Origin of the sequence: Xanthobacter nonsaccharivorans, assembly GCF_043194755.2 — a bacterium.
Lineage (GTDB): Bacteria > Pseudomonadota > Alphaproteobacteria > Rhizobiales > Xanthobacteraceae > Xanthobacter > Xanthobacter autotrophicus_G.
On record NZ_CM195526.1, the window covers coordinates 3,435,226 to 3,452,680 of the forward strand.

A 17,455-nucleotide genomic window follows, 5' to 3' on the forward strand; every position below is an offset into this window, starting at 1 on the left:
TCCTCCGCCTCAAGAAAAGGGCCCGGAAAGGCATGACCTTTCCGGGCCCTTTTCTTTTGCCGCCGCGTCTCTCACCCCGCCATCCCCCGGCTTGCCCGGAGGATCCACATCTCAGCGCGCTCCGCGCTCGATGTCTCGGCCGTTGCCGCCTTATGTTTCCGGTAGCGGCCACAGCCGAAGAGCTGCCTTCGCGCCCCGGACAAGCGAAGGCGAAACCTGAGTGCTGATCCGGGGCCCAGGGGAAAAATCGGCGAAGCCGGCGATAGCCTCAGGGCCCACATAGCAGGAGCCGCCTGCGGCGAACCCTTGCGCTGGGCCCCGGCTCTCCGTCCACTGTGCTACGCTCCGTTCCAGTCGGCCAGGGCACGACACCCGTGAAGGAGCGGAGTCCGTCACGCCACCCCGGCCGTCCCCGCCATGCTGCCGCGCAGGATGAGCAGGCCGGAGAGCGCCGCCGTCACCACCAGCGTCAGGCCCGACACCGCCGCGATGGAAGGCTCCAGCTGGTAGGACAGGCTGGAGAAGATCTGGATCGGCGCCGTGGTCTGCCGGCTGGCGAGGAAGTAGGTGACGATGAACTCGTCGAACGAGGTGATGAAGGCGAACACTGCCCCGGCGATCAGCCCCGGTCGGATGAGCGGCAGCACCACCCGCCACAGGGCCACCGGCATGGATGCGCCGAGGCTCTGCGCCGCCTGCTCCAGCGAGCGGTCCATGCCCTGCAGGCTCGCGCCCACCGTGACGATCACATAGGGCACGCACAGCACCAGATGGGCGATGAGGAAACCGGAGATGGTGTCGTCGAAGCGGATGGGCAGGAACACCCGGTAGATGGCCATGCCCAACACCACGTGGGGCAGGATCATGGGCGAGACGAGCGCGGTCCGCATCGCCTTGCGCATCTTCATGGGCCCCCGGTCGAGCCCGATGGCCGCCGCCGTGCCGATGACCACCGCGAGCGGCGTGACCAGCACGGCGATGAGCAGGCTGGTGCCAAGCGCCTTCCGCCAGGTCTCGTCCTGGAAGATGGCGGCGTACCACCGGAGCCCGAAGGCCTTCGGCGGGAAGGAGAGATAATCCTCCGCCGTGAAGGACTGGATGAGCAGGATCACCTGCGGCAGGACCAGGAACACCATCACCGCCACGGCGATGGTGCCCACGAGGAAGCCGATGCGGTTCTCGTTCATCACGGCATCTCCCCGCGCATCTGCTCGATGCGCTTCTCCGCGCGGCTGGAAGCCACCAGGATCACGGCGATGAAGATCAGCAGCACCACGGCGAAGGCCGCCGCGCGGCTGAAGTCGAACTGGGTGCGCACGAGGTCCGTCATCACCATGGGAAGCGTGGTGACGAAGCTGCCGCCCATGATCACCGGCGTCAGGTACACGCCCATGGTGAGCACGAACACCAGCGTGGAGCCGGCGATGACGCCCGCCATGCTCATGGGCAGCGTCACCCGCCGGAACACGGTGAAGCGCGAGGCGCCGAGGCTGGAGGCCGCCTGTTCCACCGACGGGTCGATGGCGAGGAGGGAGGAGAACACCGGCAGCACCAGGAAGGCGAGATACACGTGGGTGACGCCCACCACCACGCCGAACGTGTTGTAGAGCAGGGGCAGCGGCCCGTCGATCAGGCCGATCTCGCGCAGCAGCGTGTTCACCATGCCCTCGCGCCCCAGCACCAGCAGCCAGGCCACGTTGCGCACGATGACCGAGGTGAGCAGCGGCGAGACGACGATGGTGAGCGCCACGAGCCGCATCACCGGCCCGGCCCGCCGCATGAACAGCGCCAGCGGATAGCCGAACAGGAGGCAGGCGAGCGTGACGAAGAAGGCGAGGCGCACCGTGCGCAGGAAGATGGAAAGCGTGATGCCGTCGTTGAAGAAGGCGCTGTAGTTGGCGAGCGAGAGCGCCGGCGCGCCGGAGGGATGCACGCTCTCGCCCACCAGCACGCCGAGCGGCAGGAAGAAGACGAGGGCGTAGAGCAGCATGGCGGGGGCAAGAAGCCCCCACCAGCCGAAGCGCTTGAGATCGTGCGCGGACATGCCTTTGACCCTGGTGGGTGCGAGGGCGGAGGGAAGCGAGGCGTCGGACGCCATCAGCTCTGCTTCCAGGCGTCCCAGCGGCGGCGCCAGTCGGGCAGGCTGTCCACGATCACCTCGAAGTTCTCGGGCACCGCGCGGGCGAGCTCCTCGCGGGTGGAGACCACCACGCGCTTGGCGATCTCCGGCGGATAGACCACCTTCTGGTTCGGCGAGGCGTAGAACAGCCCCTGGGCGAGGGCCTGCTGCGGCGCGACCGTGCAGGAGAAGTTGATGAAGGCCTTGGCGAGGTCCGGGTTCTTCGCGCCGCGCGGGATGCAGAACGGATCGGCGCGGGTGAAGAAGCCTTCCTTCGGCGAGACGAAGTCAATCGGCACGCCCTGGTCCTTCAGGGGATACACGCGGCCGTTCCACACCGGCATGATCCACACCTCGCCGGTGCGCAGCAGCTGCTCGGCCTGGGCGCCGGTGGTCCACAGGGTGGCGAGGTTCGGGCGCAGCTTGGTGAGGGCGGCGAAGGTGGCGTCGTCCACCGGCAGCGGCTTGCCCTTGGCGACGAGGTTGACCATCTGCAGCGCCTGGTCGAACAGCGCCTCGTTGAGCGCCGCCTTGCCCTTGTACTGGGGGTCCCAGAGGTCGGCCCAGGCGGTGGGCGCGGTCTTGATCTTGTCGGTGTTGTAGGCGAGGCCGTAGCTCCACAGCACCAGCTTCGGCCCGTGGGGGGTGATGTAGTCCGGATAGAGGTTGGCGTATTCCGGAATGTCCTTGGCGTCGATGGTCTGGAACAGATTGTTGCGGACACCGAAGATGTAGTCCGGCATCTGCATGGGGATGACGTCCGCATCCGGGCGGCCGGCATCGACCTGCGCCTTGATCTTCGCCATGGGCGGGGAGGACCCCTGCATGGTGAGGACGTCCACCTTCACGCCGGTGGTCTGGCTGAAGGGATCGATCCAGTGGTCCTTGATGACCTTGCCGAGCAGGCCGTCGAAATTATAGACCACCAGCGTCTCGCCCGCCGCCAGCGAGCGGGTGATCACCGCAGGGGCCGCGAGGGCCCCGGCGGCGGCGAGCCCGAACGTCTTCAGCGCCGAGCGGCGGGACATCTTCATCTTGTCGCTCATCTTGATTGAACCTCTGGTCGGGTTGTTGTGCGCCTGTTCCCCCGGCGCTTTTTCTGCTTGCGAAAGAACCGCCTCAGGCCGCGGGGGCGACCTCGAAGAGGCAGAAGTCATGGCCCTCGGCGGCGCACTGCACCTCGCGCGCGACGAGCTTCTTCGGCGCGCCGGCCTCCTCGCACACATATTCCAGCGCGCCGGCGAGCCAGGGCGCGAACATGAAGCAGAGCTTGCGGCCGGCGCCCTTCGTCTCATCCGTCACGAAGGAGGAGTGGTCGAGGCGGATGGTGGCGGTGCCCGCCACCGGGTCGATGGCCACGATGGAGAAGAGCCCCCAGCCGCGCTGGGACAGGCGCTTCATGTAGTGGGCGAACACGTCGACGCCGGTGAGACCGTAGACCTCCGCCTGCTTCTTGCACCACACATAAGCGGAGAGCCAGCCCGCCGGCGCGAGCGCGGCATCGAAGGCTTCCGCCCCCATGGCGCCCTCGATGGCGAAGTGGTTGTTGTTGTAGAAGTGCTGCGGCACCAGGATCATGGGCATCTTGTCCACGAACCAGCGGCCGGTTTCGGGGTCCACGTCGATCTCGACTTCAGGCTTCGCCATGGAAGATCTCTTCAGAAAAGGAAGGGGAATGAGGGGGCGCTCAGGCGCCCCACACGTCCTTGAGCAGCTGCAGCCAGTTGCCGCCCATCACCTTCTCGATGCGCGCCGTGGACCAGCCGCGCTGCTCCATGGCCGCCGTGAGGTTGGGGAAGTCGCCGATCTCGCGGAAGCCTTCCGGATTGATCACCGCGCCGAAGTCGGTGAGCTTGCGGCCGAAGCCCTTGTCGTGGGTGATCCAGTCGAAGAAGGGCTGGCTGAACCCCTGGGTGAAGTCCGTGCCCACGCCTACGATGTCCTCGCCGGCGAGGTTGATGACGTATTCCATCGCCTCCACATAATCGGCGACGGTAGCCTCCGGCCCCTTCTTCAGGAACGGCGGGAACATGGTGACGCCGATGAAGCCGCCCTTGTCGGCGATGAAGCGCAGCTGCTCGTCGCTCTTGTTGCGCGGGTGCGCCTTGAGGCCTGCCGGCAGGCAGTGGGAATAGGCGACGCGCTTCTTCGAGGCGACGATCACGTCCTCGGAGGTCTTCGGCCCCACGTGGGACAGGTCGCACAGGATGCCGAGGCGGTTCATCTCCGCCACCACGTCACGGCCGAAGTCGGACAGGCCGCTGTCGCGGCTCTCGTAGCAGCCCGAGCCCACGAAGTTCTGCGTGTTGTACGTCATCTGCACGATGCGCACGCCCAGCTCATGGAACAGCTCGAGATACTCGATCTTGTCCTCGATGGCGGAGGTGTTCTGCCAGCCGAGGATGATGCCGGTCTTGCCTTCCGCCTTCGCCTTCAGGATGTCGGCGGTGGTGTAGACCTGGGAAATCAGGTCGGAATGGGTCGCGAAGTCCTTCTTCCACTTCGCGATGTTGCGCATGGTCTCGGTGAAGTTCTCCCACACCGAGCAGGTGCAGTTGGCCGCCGTGAGACCGCCCTTGCGCATGTCCTCGAACACGGGACGGGAGAAGTCGGAGATGATGAGCCCGTCGATGACGATGAGCTTCTCGTGCAGGTTTGACACGGGCTTTTCTTCCCTGGTGGCCGCGGGGGCAAGATGAACATTCATGGGTGGACGCACCTTTGCTGGAGCCGGCCGAGGGCCGGCGGATCGGAGGAGGAAATGGCGGGCGCGGCGCTCACACCGGCACCAGCACGCCGGCGTCGGGCTGCCAGGAAATGCGGACCGGACGGCCGGCGGCGAGCGGAGCCGGGCCGCCCACGGCAGGTGAGGGCCGCCGCGCGATGAGGGTGAGGCCGGATGGCGTCACCAGGCGATAGTCGATGACGAGGCCGCGATAGGTGACAAACGCCACCTCTGCGGTGAGCGTGTTGGCGAGCAGCGCCTCGTCGGTGCCGTCGAGCACCAGCCGTTCCGGCCGCAGCGCCAGCGCCATCCGGCCGGAACGCGCCTCCATGGGCACGGACAGGACTTCCCCGCTCTTCAGGCGGAAGCGGCCGGAGCCGGCGGCCTCGCCCGCAAGCAGGTTGGTGACCCCCATGAACTCGGCGACGAAATGCGAGCCCGGCCGCTCGAACAGATCGTCCGGGGCGCCCGCTTGCTCGATGCGGCCGGCGCGCATGAGCACCACGCGGTCGGCGATGGAGAGCGCCTCGTCCTGGTCATGGGTGACGAAGATGGTGGTGATGCCCAGCTGCTGCTGGATGTTGCGGATCTCCAGCTTCATCTCGTTGCGCAGCTGCGCGTCGAGGTTGGAGAGCGGCTCGTCGAGCAGCAGCACGTCCGGCTCGATCACCAGCGCGCGGGCCAGCGCCACCCGCTGCTGCTGGCCGCCGGAGAGCTGCTTGGGCAGGCGGTCCGCAAGATGCCCGAGCTTCACGCGGTCGAGGGCGATCTTCACCTTGGCGGCGATGTCCGCCTTGGGCAGCTTGCGCATCTGGAGCCCGAAGGCCACGTTCTCGCCCACGCTCATGTGCGGGAACAAGGCGTAGTTCTGGAAGCCGAAGCCCATGTTGCGCTTGTTGGGCGGCAGCTGGGTCAGGTCCCGACCACCCACCAGGATGCGGCCCTCGGTGACCGGGATGAAACCGCCGATCATGCGCAGGGTGGTGGTCTTGCCGCAGCCCGAGGGGCCGAGCAGCGCCACCAGCTCGCCCTCGGCGATGGTGAGGGAGACGTTGTCCACCGCGGTGGTGCCGTCATAGCGCTTGACGATGGACTGGAGGACGACGTCGGACATGCGTGCACCTCGGGTTCGGCAAAGGGGTCAGAAGGCGCGCGAGAGCCTCGCGTAGCGGTCGCTCACGACGAGCAGCGCGCCGATGATGAGGATCTGCACGGTGGCGACAGCCGCCACCGTCGAATCGAGGTTCCATTCCAGGTAGGAGACCAGCGCGATCTGCAGCGTCGTGCGCCCCGGCCCCACCAGGAAGATGGACTTCTCCAGGTCGATGAAGGAGATGACGAAGGAGAACAGCGCCGCCGCCACGATGCCGGGCTTGATGAGGGGCAGCGTGACCCTGAAGAAGATGGTGAGCCGGCCGGCTCCGAGGCTCTGCGCCGCCTCCTCGTAGGAGGGGCTCATGCCGGTGAGCGAGGCGGTCACGAGCCGCACCGTCCACGGCAGGGCGATGAGGCCATGGGCGACGAGCAGGCCCGGCAGCGTGCCGGCGATCTCCACGTCGAACAGCACCTCCAGCTCGATGAAGGCCATGAACAGCGCCGCGCCGCCGACGATGCCCGGCACCACCATGGGCGAGAGCAGCAGCGTCTGGACGGCATCGCGCCCGGGGAAGCGGTAGCGCACCAAAGCGAGGCTCGCCGGCACGCCGAGCACCAGCGAGATGGCGACGGCGATCAGCGCGGTTTCCACGCTGGTGATGAAGCCGTTGCGGAAGGCATCCTGCTCCCAGGCCCGCACATACCAGTCGAAGGTGTAGCCCGTGGCCGGGAAGGAGAGGATGCGGTTTGCGAAGAAGCTCACCCACACCACCGCCACCAGCGGCAGCAGCACGAAGGCCATGACCACCGCGGTGAGCGTCGCGTAGAGGCGGTTGACGGCGAGAAGTCCCATGGTGCCCCTCACTCGCTCCAGCGCCGGTAGCGGCGCTGCACCAGCACGTTGGCGGTGGTGGTGAGCACCAGCGTCACCGCCATGAGGACGAAGGCGAGCGCCGCGCCGAAGGGCCAGTTCATGGCCTTGGCCACCTGCTGGTAGACGGTGGGCGCCATCATGTGGAAGCTCGGTCCGCCGATCAGCACCGGCGTGGCATAGGCGTTCATGGAGAGGATGAAGCACAGCATGGTGCCGGCCAGGATGCCCGGCAGCGCCAGCGGCAGCACCACCCGCCACAAGGTCGTCAGATGGCCGGCGCCGAGGCTTGCCGCGGCCGCCTCCAGATTGGCGTCGATACCTTCCAGCACGCTCTGCAGCGTCACGATCATGAAGGGAAGAAGCACGGAAACGAGGCCGATGACCACCGCCGTGGGCGTGTACATGAGCTTGACCGGAGAGAGGCCGGTGGCGGAGACGACGGCGTTGAACAGGCCCTTGTCGCCGAGGATGACCATCCAGGCCGCGGTGCGCACCGCATTGCCCATCAGCAGCGGCAGGATGACGAGCAGCAGCAGCCGCCCCTTCCACGCCGCGCTCGCCTGCCGCACCAGGAAATAGGCCACCGGGAACCCGGCCACGAGGCACAGCGCCGTGGACAGCGCGGATACCCACAAGGTGGTGCCCAGCACCTCCTGGTAATAGCTGTCGGCGAAGAATTTCTGGTAGTTGGCGAGCGTCAGCGCCTCCACCATCATCTGCCCCGGAACGAACCGGTTCAGCGAATAGCGGAACATCAGCAGAAGCGGACCGATCAGCGCCACCAGGACGAAGATCGTCGCGGGGGCAGAGAGCCCGAAGGCGGGCGAGAGGCGCCGGCCTCCCCGCGCACCCGGCGCGGGGAGGGGCAGGGCCTCGGACAGGCCGGGGGCGGACATGCCGGGGGCGGACACGGACGCCTCGCTCAGCGCGCGATGTTCTTGTTCCACCATTCGAGCCATTCCGCCGTGTTCTTGGCGACGTGGGCATAGTCGGGGAACTTGAGCGCCGCGGCCTCGGCGGCGGTGAAGTCCACCTTGGCCTTCAGCTCCGGCGAAAGCTCCGCCTTGCCGTTGGCGGGGGCGTAGAAGCTCGCGCCGGCGAGACCTGCCATGGCCTTGGGGTCCAGCATGGCGTTGAAGTAGATGTAGGCGAGATCCGGGCTCGGGGCCCGCTTCGGCAGAGCCGCGCCGAACATCACGGCAATCGCGCCTTCCGAGGGATACTGGATGGCGAGGGGCGCGCCGTCATTGGCCCACTGCAGGCCGCGGGCCTTGTAGTTCACCGCAATGTCCACCTCGCCATTGACAAGGCCGGCGCCGAGCTGCTGGTGCGCGGCATAGATGCGCGGCTGGGTCAGCTCCTTGAGCTCCAGAAGGCGGGCCTTGCCCTCTTCCGTGTTGGTCACGTTGCCGCCTTTGATGAGGCCGGCCATCATGATGTAGTTGAAATAGAGCTGGTTGGTCAGGCCGATCCTGCCGGCCCATTTCTTGTCCCACAACTCGGCGTAGGACTTGGGCGGGTTCGGCACCTTGTCCTTGTTGTAGACGATGCTGACGCCGCTGTAGAGCCACGGCACGAAGAAGGGCTTCGACTTCAGGGCCGGCACCACGTCCGCATAGTTCGGCACCTTGGCGAAGTCGATGTCGGAAATCACCTCCTGGCCGTAGAGCTCGACGCTGTCGCCCTCGTTGATGTGGATGACGTCGATGGTGCCGCGCTTCAGCCGCTTCTCGGCGATCAGCTTGGCCTTGCGCTCCGGCTCCATGCCGAGGTCGCGGACGATCTTGATGCCCCGGCTCTCGACAAGGGGGGCTTCCACGAACTTGATGGTGCGCTCGTTCCAGTCGCCGCCCCAGTTGGAGACGACCAGGGTGCCTTCCTGGGCGCGGGCGATCCGGGGAACGGCCAGCGCCGCGGCCCCCGCACCCAGCGCACCGAGGACCGCACGCCGCGAGGGCGCGCCCGAGAGGATGTCAAAGGTCTTCGTCATGTCCGCCTCTGGATATTTTTATTGAAGCTGTCGAAGCCGTCGAACGTCCCGAAGCCGGGACCCCGGAGGCGGCCCCCGCCCGGCTTGCCGCCGGGTCGGGAGTCCGTCTCCAGGTCATTGAATCATCTTGATTTTCAGGCCGCTGCCCGCGCCTTCGCGCCCACCTCGTCGAGATAGGCGATGCAGCGCTCCAAAGGCTCCACATCGGCGAACTTCGCGTCGATGTCGAACAGGTTCCAGGCCACCGCGCCCGGTACCCGGTCACCGATGCACTCCTTCACCGCGATGGTGCGGAAACCTTCCGCCAATCCGTCGCAAAGCGTTGTGCGCACACAGGCCGAGGCGGTGACGCCGGTGACGAGGATGGTATCCACATTGTTGGCCCGCAGGAAGCCGGCGAGGTAGGTGCCATGGAAGGCGGACGCCCGCTTCTTGATCAGCACCTGCTCGCCCGCCACCGGCTCAATCCGGCTGTCGATGGCCCACAGCTCGGGCTTGGACTGGTCGACCACCTCGATCGGAATCTTGTGGTGCCACAAGCCCATATCGGTCGCGGCCTGGGCTTCGTCGGTCACCTGGTAGCAGGTGGTGACATGCACCACCGGGTGGCCGTTGCGCCGGCACGCCGCCAGAAGCGCCTGCACGCCGGGAATGATCTCATCATCCACCTTCTCGCAGGTGAAGGGATTTCCCGGCCGCGTCCAGGCATTGGCGAGATCCACATTGATCAGCGCCGGCCGGCGGCCGAAACCCACCCGCCGCTGGAAACCGCGCCCCTGATAAAGGGAGCTTGCCTGTTCAAATGCGCGCGTCAGCATCGCATCGAGGTCGTCCTCGAACGCCATAGCCTTTGTCCCTGCTTGTTTTGTCGCCCATGCCAGCGGGCTTGCAGGACGAAGACTGCGCGATCTGATATGACAGGAGAAATTCCAATTTCGCCTCGATTAATGCCTCTGGTGATATAAATCCGCCATGCGTTTCGACCTCCGACATGTCCGCTGCTTCGTCCTCCTGGCGGAGGAGCTGCACTTCAGCCGGGCCGCCCAGAGGGCGCACATGACCCAGCCGGCCATGAGCCGCCTCATCCGCGACCTGGAGGCGGACGTAGGCGTGCCGCTTCTCGTCCGCACAACCCGATCCGTGGAGCTGACAGAGGCCGGCAAGGCCTTCCTGGCCGACGGGCGGGCCGCGCTGGACCGGCTGGAGCGTGCCGTCACCAACGCCCGCCGCACCGCCAGCGGCGAGGTGGGCGTGCTGCGCATCGGCTACATGGACTTCGCCATCAACGGTCGCCTGCCGGAATTCCTGAGCGCCTTCAGCCGCTACCGGCCGGAAATCCGCCTCGAGCTCTCCTTCATCCCCACCTTGAAGCAGCAGGAGGCTCTGCTCGCCGAGCGCATAGACATCGGCTTCATGATCGGCACCTTCGACGAGCCGAGCATGGCGAGCTACACCTTCGACGACAACCGTTACGTGGCCTTGCTGCCCATCACCCATCCCCTGTCCAACGTGCGCACCCTGCGCCTTGCCGACCTCGCCGACCAGCCGTTCGTGCTGGGCTCCGGCGAGAATTGGGGGGCGTTCCGCAACGCCTTCTTCTCCATTACCCATCGCGCCGGCTTCACCCCGCGCATCGTGCAGGAGGCCTCCTCCTCCGAGGGCATCTTCGGCCTCGTGGCGGCAGGCGCGGGCGTATCCGTCTACGCGAGCTGCGTGCGCAACCTGCAGCGGCGCGGCATCGTGATCCGCGATCTCGACGACGTGTCCGAGAAGCTCTTCACCTGCGCGGCCTGGGCGACACCGGTGCGCGCGCCCGCCGTCACCGTCTTCACCGACTTCCTGCTGCATGTATGGGGCGGCGCCTGAACGCCACCATCCACAGAACCCGACCGCATCCGCGGGACTGGCCGCGCGGGCCCCGATCCTCTAGCCTTGCCCCAAACCAATAAGGGGCAAGCCCTTGGAAACGCCCGAACTGCCGACACTGAGGTCCTACCACTCCTGGATTGCCAACGAGACGCTTGAGGATTACTCGCTTCGCTTCACGGCGCGCTCGTTCCGCCGCTGGTCGCCGTTCGTCATCGCGAACACGGCGCTCGGCGGTATTTCCTTCCTGGCGCTGGAGGCCATCGGCGGCACCATCACGCTCAACTACGGCTTCCTGAACGCGAGCCTCGCCATCGCCGCGGTGTCGATGTTCATCTTCATCACCAGCCTTCCGATCGCCTATTATTCCAGCACGTACAGCATCGACCTCGACCTCCTCACTCGCGGCGCGGGGTTCGGCTATATCGGCTCGACCATCACCTCTCTGATCTACGCGAGCTTCACCTTCATATTCTTCGCCCTCGAAGGCGCCATCATGGCGCAGGCGCTGAAGCTCTATGCCGACATCCCCTTGGTGCTTGGCTATATCATCTCCTCGCTCGTCATCATCCCCGTGACGGTCATGGGCATCACCATGATCTCGCGTCTGCAGATGGTGACGCAGCCGCTCTGGCTGGCGATGATGCTGCTGCCCTTCATCATGATCGCCGTCAAGGCGCCGGAGGATCTTGTCCGCTGGACCCGCTTCGTCGGGCTGGATACAGGCAAGGCGGGCTTCGATCTCATCGCCTTCGGCGCGGCGGCCAGCGTCATGTGCTCGCTGGTGGTGCAGATCGGCGAGCAGGCGGACTATCTGCGCTTCCTGCCTGAAAAGACAAAGGAAAATCGCTTCGCCTGGTGGAGCGCCGTGGTGCTGGCGGGGCCGGGCTGGATCCTCATCGGCGGGCTTAAGATTCTTGGCGGCAGCCTGCTGGCTGTGCTCGTGTTCTCCGGCGGGGCGTCCCGGCAAACGGCGCTCGAGCCGATCCACATGTACCTGTCCGCTTATGGCTATGTGTTCGACAGCCCGTCGCTTATCCTCTTCTGCGCAACGCTGTTCGTGATCCTTTCACAGGTGAAGATCAACGTGACCAACGCTTATGCGGGATCGCTGGCCTGGTCGAACTTCTTCTCGCGGATGACCCACTACCACCCCGGCCGGGTGGTGTGGCTCATCTTCAACATCCTCATCTCCTTGCTGCTGATGCTGCTCGGCATCTTCGACACGCTGGAGATCGTGCTGGCGGTCTATTCCAACATCGCCATGGCGTGGATCGGCGCCATCGTCGCCGATCTGTGGGTGCTGAAGCCCTTGAAGGTCAGCCCGAGCTTCATCGAGTTCAAGCGCGCGCACCTCAGGGATTTCAATCCCGTAGGCTGCGGCGCCATGGCATTTGGCTCGTTCGTGTCGATCCTCGCCTTCACCGGGGTGCTGGGCCGGGTGGCGCAGGCCTATTCGGCGCCGCTCTCCTTCGTTCTCGCCTTCGGCGCAGCCACAGCGATCGGGATTGCAACCCGCGGGCGCTATTATCTCGCCCGGCCGCCGGTCGCCTCATTTCCCGGCGCCGCGGGCTCCGCCATCCGCTGCGAGGTCTGCGACCACGGCTATGAGCGGGACGACATGGCTTATTGCAGCTTCTACGAGCGGCCCATCTGCTCGCTGTGCTGCAGCCTGGATGCCCATTGCCACGACGCCTGCAAACAACCGAGCCAGGTGCTGGAGACCTCCCGCTCGCGCTATTTCGGCGAGGGGCTCACCCGCCGCATCGCCCCGCACACGCCGCAGCGCCTCCTGAAGGTGGGTGGCGTGCTGATCGCGCTGACGGTGGTCACGGCCGCCCTGTTCCTGCTCACCTACCGCCTCATCGAGCCGGGGGCGGACGTCCCGCACCTCGACAACGGCGCCCTGATGCTGCGGGTCTTCCTCGCCATGCTGCCGCTGCTCGCCATCAGCGCCTGGTGGATCGTCCTGTCCAACGAGAGCCGGGAGCTGGCCCACCGCGACCTCGTGCGCTCGCTGGAGAAGCTCCATGCGACGCAGGACGAGCTCGCCCGGACCGAGCGGCTCGCCGCCATCGGCCAGCTCACCGCCACCGTGAGCCACGAGCTGCGCAATCCCCTTGGCACGCTCATGAGCTCGGTGGCCATCCTGAAGCGGGCCGGCCACCTGGATGCCACCGCGCAGGACGAGCTGGAGCGCATCCAGCGCAACGTGCGCCGGTGCGTGCGCATCATCGAAGACCTGCTGGAATTCTCCCGCCGGCCCAACGTGGCCATGGTGCCCCTCGCCCTCGACGCCTGGCTCGCCGAGCATGCGGGGGAACTGGCCGCCCTCGCCCCGGTGAAGCTGGAGATGCGCCTTGGCTGCGACCGCGTGATCGAGGCGGATGGCGAGCGGCTGCGGCAGGTGCTGGTGAATCTGGTGCAGAACGGCATGCAGGCGGTGCAGGAGCGTGCTCCTCGGGGCGACGGGCGGGTGGTGGTCTCCACCGCCGCATCGGAGGATGAGGTGGTGCTCAGTGTCCGGGACGATGGCATCGGCATGAGCGAGGAGGTCAGGGCCCGCCTGTTCGAGCCGCTGTTCTCCACCAAGCCCTTCGGCCTGGGGCTGGGGCTCGCGCTCGTGCGGCGCATCGTGGAGCGCCACGGGGGCACGGTGTCCATCGCCTCGCAGCCGGGGATGGGCAGCACGGTGGAGATCCGCCTCCCGGTGGCGAAGCTGGAGCTGGCCGATGCGTCCTGACCTGCCGGCCACGGCGGACCCCGCCCATCTGCTGATCGTGGATGACGACCTCGACTTCGCCCACAGCCTCGCCCGCCTGCTGGGGCTGGAGGGCTACGCGGTCTCCGTCGCCCACGACAGCGCCGGGGCGATGGAGCTGGCAGAACGGGCGGACATTGCCCTTGTCGACATCCGCCTCGGCCATGAGGATGGAGTGCACCTGGCGGTGGAGATGCTGAAGCGCGATCCCGAGCTGCTGGTGGTGATGATCACCGCCTATGCCTCGGCGCAAACCGCCATCAAGGCCCTGCGCGCCGGCATCTATGATTACCTCTGCAAGCCCTTCGAGCCGGACGATCTCATCGCCACCGTGGGCCGCTGCTTCGATCGGCTGCGCCTCGCCCGCGACCGGGCGGAGGCGGAAGAGCGCCTGCGGCGCAGCCGGCGCATGGAGGCCGTCGGCCGGCTGGCGGCGGGCATTGCCCATGATTTCAACAATCTGCTCGCGGTCGTGGTGGGCAATCTCAAGCTCGCCCAGGAGGAGCTGACGCACGGCCCGCGCGGCGACCGGGCCGCCCTCGACGAACTGGTGCGCGATGCCCTCGACGCGGCGCAGGACGGCATCGCCACCAACCGCCGCCTGCTCGCCGTGGGCCGGGCGCAGACGCTGCTGCCCCGTGTGGTCGATGTGGGCCGCACGGTGGGCGCCATGGCCCGGCGCCTGGAGCGGGCGCTCGGGGAGGAAATCGCGCTTCACCTCGCCTTGCCCGGTGCGCCCTTCCTCACCCATGTGGATCCGCGGCAGTTCGAGGCCTGCCTTCTCAACCTCGCCATCAATGCCCGGGATGCCGGCGCCGGCCGGGTGCGGCTCGCGGTGGAGCCGTGGACGGTGGAACCGGCGTCCCCCCTGCTGATGGAGGACATGGCGCCGGGCCCCTATGTCGGCGTGGTGCTGGCCGATGACGGCTGCGGCATGTCGGCGGAGGTGCTGGAGCAGGCGATGACGCCGTTCTTTTCCACCAAGCCAACGGACCAGGGCAGCGGCCTCGGCCTCAGCACGGCCTACGGCTTCGCCCGCCAGAGCGGCGGCACCCTGCTGCTGGAAAGCGTGCCAGGCGAAGGCACAAGCGTCACCCTGCTTCTGCCGGCGCTCCCCGCCGGGGCGGAGGCCGATGCCCTGCCGGAGCCCGATCCGGAGGCGGATCCGCCTCCATCGCCGTGAGGACATATCCCTCCCCGCGCACGGTGCGGATGATGCGCGCCTGCCGGCCGTGATCGCCCAGCTTTCGGCGCAGCTTGCCCACCAGCACGTCGATGCTGCGGTCGAAGGGCGCCCATTGGCGGTGAGCGATGAGGTCGAGGATCTGGTCGCGCGTCAGCACCCGCCCCGGCCGCTGCGCTAGGGCCGCGAGCAGGCGGAACTCGTGGCTGGTGAGGGGCACGTCCGCCCCGTCCGGAGCGGCGAGGGTGCGCCGGTCGAGGTGGAGGACGAAACCGCAGAAGTCGAGGCGGTTGCCAGCCTCTTCCGCCTCGGCTGGCACCGCGCCCCGCCCGTGCGCCCGGCGCAGGATGGTGCGGATGCGGGCGAGCAGCTCCCGCGGCTCGAAGGGCTTGGTGACGTAATCGTCGGCGCCGATCTCGAGGCAGACGATCTTGTCCACCGTCTCGCACTTGCCCGAGAGCATGATCAGCGGCGTGTCGAGCTGCGCGCGCAGCGCCCGGGCCAGCGAGATGCCGTCCTCCCCGTTCGGGAAGGTCATGTCGAGGATGATGAGGTCGTAGATCACCTCCGACACGGCCTCGCGCATGGCGGCGCCGTTCAGGGCGAACTCCGCGGCGTAGCCCTCCCGCGCCAGGAACTTGGTGACGAAGGCGCACATGCGGCGGTCGTCGTCCACCATGAGGATGCGCTGGATTCCGGCCATCTCCTCCCCGTCGTCCTCCCGGTGCCGCCCTTGAGGGCGCGTTCTTCCCGCGCGGCGGCCACGCCGCTTCACCAAGGGATCATACCCCGTCGCGCGCAGCCCGCGCCCTCCCCCGGCGCGCTTTACAAAAAATTACATTGGCCCGCGCCGCCGCAGCTAAGCCGCTTACACGGCACTCTTAGCCTCCTCCTCGGGTGAAGGTGCGCAAGAGACGTTTCGAGAACGCGCCGCGGAGGACGAAAGCACAGGTCCGCTCACCCCCAAGGAGAGGAAGCCCATGGCCAAGACCGTCTTCAAGATCGATCTGAACAAGCGGCCCGAGGATCAGGCCATCAAGACCCACAACCGCTGGCACCCGGACCTGCCCATGGTGGAGGTGTTCAAGCCGGGCGATGAATTCCGCGTCGAATGCTACGACTGGACCGGCGGGCAGATCGGCAACAACGACAGCGCCAACGACGTGCGCGACGTGAATCTCACCAAGGTGCACTATCTGAGCGGACCGTTCGGCGTCGAGGGTGCCGAGCCCGGCGACCTGATGGTGGTGGACATCCTGGACATCGGCCCCATCGAGGGCTCGGAATGGGGCTTCAACGGCCTGTTCGACAAGAACAACGGCGGCGGCTTCCTGACCGAGCATTATCCGGAGGCGGTGAAGTCCTGCTGGGACTTCCACGGCATCTACACCACCTCCCGCCACATCCCGCGGGTGCGCTATCCCGGGCTCGTCCATCCCGGCCTCATCGGCTGCCTGCCGGACCACAAGCTGCTCGCAGAGGCCAACCGGCGCGAGGCGGCCCTCGTCGCCACCGCCCCCGACCGCGTGCCGCCGCTGGCCTGCCTGCCCTATTCGGAGACGGCCCTCATGGGCCAGATGACCGGCGCCCTGCGCGACAAGGCCGCCGCCGAGGGCTGGCGCACGGTGCCGCCGCGCGAGCACGGCGGCAATTGCGACATCAAGAACCTGTCGCGCGGGTCGCGCTGCTACTTCCCGGTCTATGTGAAGAACGGCGGCCTCTCCATGGGCGACATCCACTTCTCCCAGGGCGACGGCGAGATCACCTTCTGCGGCGCCATCGAGATGGCGGGCTGGATCGACATCGGTGTCGGCCTCATCAAGGGCGGCATGGCGAAGTACGGTGTCGTCAACCCCATCTTCAAGCCGTCCCCGGTTGATCCGCACTTCGACGACTATCTCATCTTCGAGGGCATCTCGGTGGATGAGCACACGGGCGAGCAATATTATCTCGATGCCCACGTCGCCTATCGCCGGGCCTGCCTCAACGCCATCGAATACCTGAAGAAGTTCGGCTATTCGGGCGAGCAGGCCTATTCCATCCTCGGCACCGCGCCGGTGGAAGGGCGCATCGCCGGCATCGTGGACATCCCCAACGTGTGCGCCACGGTGGCCATTCCCACCAAGATCTTCGACTTCGACATCAACCCGAACTCCACCGGCCCGACACGCCAGGTTTCCGGCGTCGACGTCGCCCGGGCGAGCTGAGCCCCTCCCAGCAACCCGGCGCCCCGGCCGGTCGCCTCCGGCCGGCCGGGGCAGAGGAGATCCCACATGCTGCTCGGACTTGGCTTGCTCTATGTCGGCGCGGTGCTCGTGCTCAACGGCCTCTGGCTGCTGGGCAAGATCGAGGACCGCGAGATCATCGTCGTGAACGTGGTGTCGGGCGTCGTCACCCTCGCCATCTCGCTGTTCTGGGCCTTCAACCCGGCGGCGGATGCGGGCTCCATCAAGGGCGCCGCCCTGACTCTGCTGTTCACGGCCACCTATTTCTGGGTGGCCTACAACCGCGTGACCAAGGTGGACGGGCGCGGGCTGGGCTGGTTCAGCCTGTTCGTCGCCATCACCGTGACGCCGGTGGCCATCCAGTCGCTGCAGGGGGCGGCAAGCCCCATCGGCATCTGGATGGGGTGGAACTGGGTGGGCTGGGGCCTCCTGTGGTTCTGCTACTTCCTGCTGCTCACCCTGAAGCAGCCGATCCTGAGATTCACCGGGGCCTTTACCGTGCTCATCGGCATTCTCACCGGCTGGGCGCCCGGCCTCTCCCTGCTGCAGGGCTGGATTCACCCTTGAGATCAGGAGCGGATGGCCCGGCCCCGCCCGGCGCCATCCGCTTTCGCATG

16 protein-coding genes are annotated in these 17,455 nt (G+C 67.0%); 5 read left to right on the forward strand and 11 right to left on the reverse strand.

All coding sequences use genetic code 11. The annotated features are described in order from the left end of the window. Positions 1 to 392 precede the first annotated feature (392 nt). From V5F59_RS15715 to V5F59_RS15760, 10 genes are all read right to left on the reverse strand, one after another. Entirely contained in the window at positions 393 to 1,187 is a 795-nt protein-coding gene (locus V5F59_RS15715; protein WP_393976146.1) for an ABC transporter permease, read from the reverse strand. Further along, the gene (locus tag V5F59_RS15720; RefSeq protein ID WP_393976147.1) at positions 1,187 to 2,044 is read right to left on the reverse strand and encodes an ABC transporter permease; all 858 of its coding nucleotides are present in this window, start codon (positions 2,042 to 2,044) and stop codon (positions 1,187 to 1,189) included. The genes V5F59_RS15715 and V5F59_RS15720 overlap by 1 nt, the downstream gene beginning before the upstream one ends. Before the next feature lie 53 nt (positions 2,045 to 2,097). Beyond that, positions 2,098 to 3,165, reverse strand: a complete 1,068-nt coding sequence (locus V5F59_RS15725) for an ABC transporter substrate-binding protein (protein WP_393976148.1) — start codon at positions 3,163 to 3,165, stop codon at positions 2,098 to 2,100. Positions 3,166 to 3,238: 73 nt separating this feature from the next. Next, complete coding sequence (locus V5F59_RS15730) at positions 3,239 to 3,766, reverse strand: DUF5943 domain-containing protein (protein ID WP_393976149.1); 528 nt, start codon at positions 3,764 to 3,766, stop codon at positions 3,239 to 3,241. A gap of 40 nt (positions 3,767 to 3,806) precedes the next feature. Beyond that, positions 3,807 to 4,826 (reverse strand): dipeptidase, encoded by a 1,020-nt coding sequence (locus V5F59_RS15735; protein WP_393976150.1) that lies wholly within the window; start codon positions 4,824 to 4,826, stop codon positions 3,807 to 3,809. 70 nt (positions 4,827 to 4,896) lie between these two features. Then, complete coding sequence (locus V5F59_RS15740) at positions 4,897 to 5,958, reverse strand: ABC transporter ATP-binding protein (protein ID WP_393976151.1); 1,062 nt, start codon at positions 5,956 to 5,958, stop codon at positions 4,897 to 4,899. 27 nt (positions 5,959 to 5,985) lie between these two features. Then, positions 5,986 to 6,792, reverse strand: a complete 807-nt coding sequence (locus V5F59_RS15745; protein ID WP_393976152.1) for an ABC transporter permease — start codon at positions 6,790 to 6,792, stop codon at positions 5,986 to 5,988. Positions 6,793 to 6,800: 8 nt separating this feature from the next. Beyond that, positions 6,801 to 7,763 (reverse strand): ABC transporter permease, encoded by a 963-nt coding sequence (locus V5F59_RS15750; RefSeq protein ID WP_393976153.1) that lies wholly within the window; start codon positions 7,761 to 7,763, stop codon positions 6,801 to 6,803. Further along, positions 7,736 to 8,803 carry an ABC transporter substrate-binding protein gene (locus V5F59_RS15755; RefSeq protein ID WP_393976154.1) on the reverse strand — a complete coding sequence of 356 codons (1,068 nt, stop codon included), beginning with the start codon at positions 8,801 to 8,803 and terminating at the stop codon, positions 7,736 to 7,738. Before V5F59_RS15755 ends, V5F59_RS15750 begins: the two co-directional genes overlap by 28 nt. Before the next feature lie 134 nt (positions 8,804 to 8,937). Then, positions 8,938 to 9,648 carry an isochorismatase family protein gene (locus V5F59_RS15760; RefSeq protein WP_393976155.1) on the reverse strand — a complete coding sequence of 237 codons (711 nt, stop codon included), beginning with the start codon at positions 9,646 to 9,648 and terminating at the stop codon, positions 8,938 to 8,940. Between the two features lie 127 nt (positions 9,649 to 9,775). Between V5F59_RS15760 and V5F59_RS15765 the strand changes: the two genes are divergently transcribed. The 3 genes from V5F59_RS15765 to V5F59_RS15775 all read left to right on the forward strand — a co-directional run bounded on the left by V5F59_RS15765 (position 9,776) and on the right by V5F59_RS15775 (position 14,613). After that, a complete protein-coding gene (locus V5F59_RS15765) occupies positions 9,776 to 10,669 on the forward strand; it encodes a LysR substrate-binding domain-containing protein (protein WP_393976156.1) in 894 nt (297 codons plus the stop codon). Between the two features lie 94 nt (positions 10,670 to 10,763). After that, entirely contained in the window at positions 10,764 to 13,412 is a 2,649-nt protein-coding gene (locus V5F59_RS15770) for an ATP-binding protein (protein WP_393976157.1), read from the forward strand. Beyond that, positions 13,402 to 14,613: a response regulator gene (locus tag V5F59_RS15775; protein WP_393976158.1), complete on the forward strand. Its 1,212-nt coding sequence runs from the start codon at positions 13,402 to 13,404 to the stop codon at positions 14,611 to 14,613. The genes V5F59_RS15770 and V5F59_RS15775 overlap by 11 nt, the downstream gene beginning before the upstream one ends. Here V5F59_RS15775 and V5F59_RS15780 read toward each other — a convergent pair. Next, on the reverse strand, positions 14,522 to 15,316 hold the full coding sequence (locus tag V5F59_RS15780) for a winged helix-turn-helix domain-containing protein (RefSeq protein WP_393976159.1): 795 nt from the start codon (positions 15,314 to 15,316) through the stop codon (positions 14,522 to 14,524). The genes V5F59_RS15775 and V5F59_RS15780 overlap by 92 nt on opposite strands. 277 nt (positions 15,317 to 15,593) lie before the next feature. Between V5F59_RS15780 and fmdA the strand changes: the two genes are divergently transcribed. After that, positions 15,594 to 16,820, forward strand: a complete 1,227-nt coding sequence (fmdA, locus tag V5F59_RS15785) for a formamidase (RefSeq protein ID WP_393976160.1) — start codon at positions 15,594 to 15,596, stop codon at positions 16,818 to 16,820. 66 nt (positions 16,821 to 16,886) lie between these two features. Beyond that, complete coding sequence (locus V5F59_RS15790; RefSeq protein WP_393976161.1) at positions 16,887 to 17,405, forward strand: AmiS/UreI family transporter; 519 nt, start codon at positions 16,887 to 16,889, stop codon at positions 17,403 to 17,405. Positions 17,406 to 17,455: the final 50 nt, after the last annotated feature.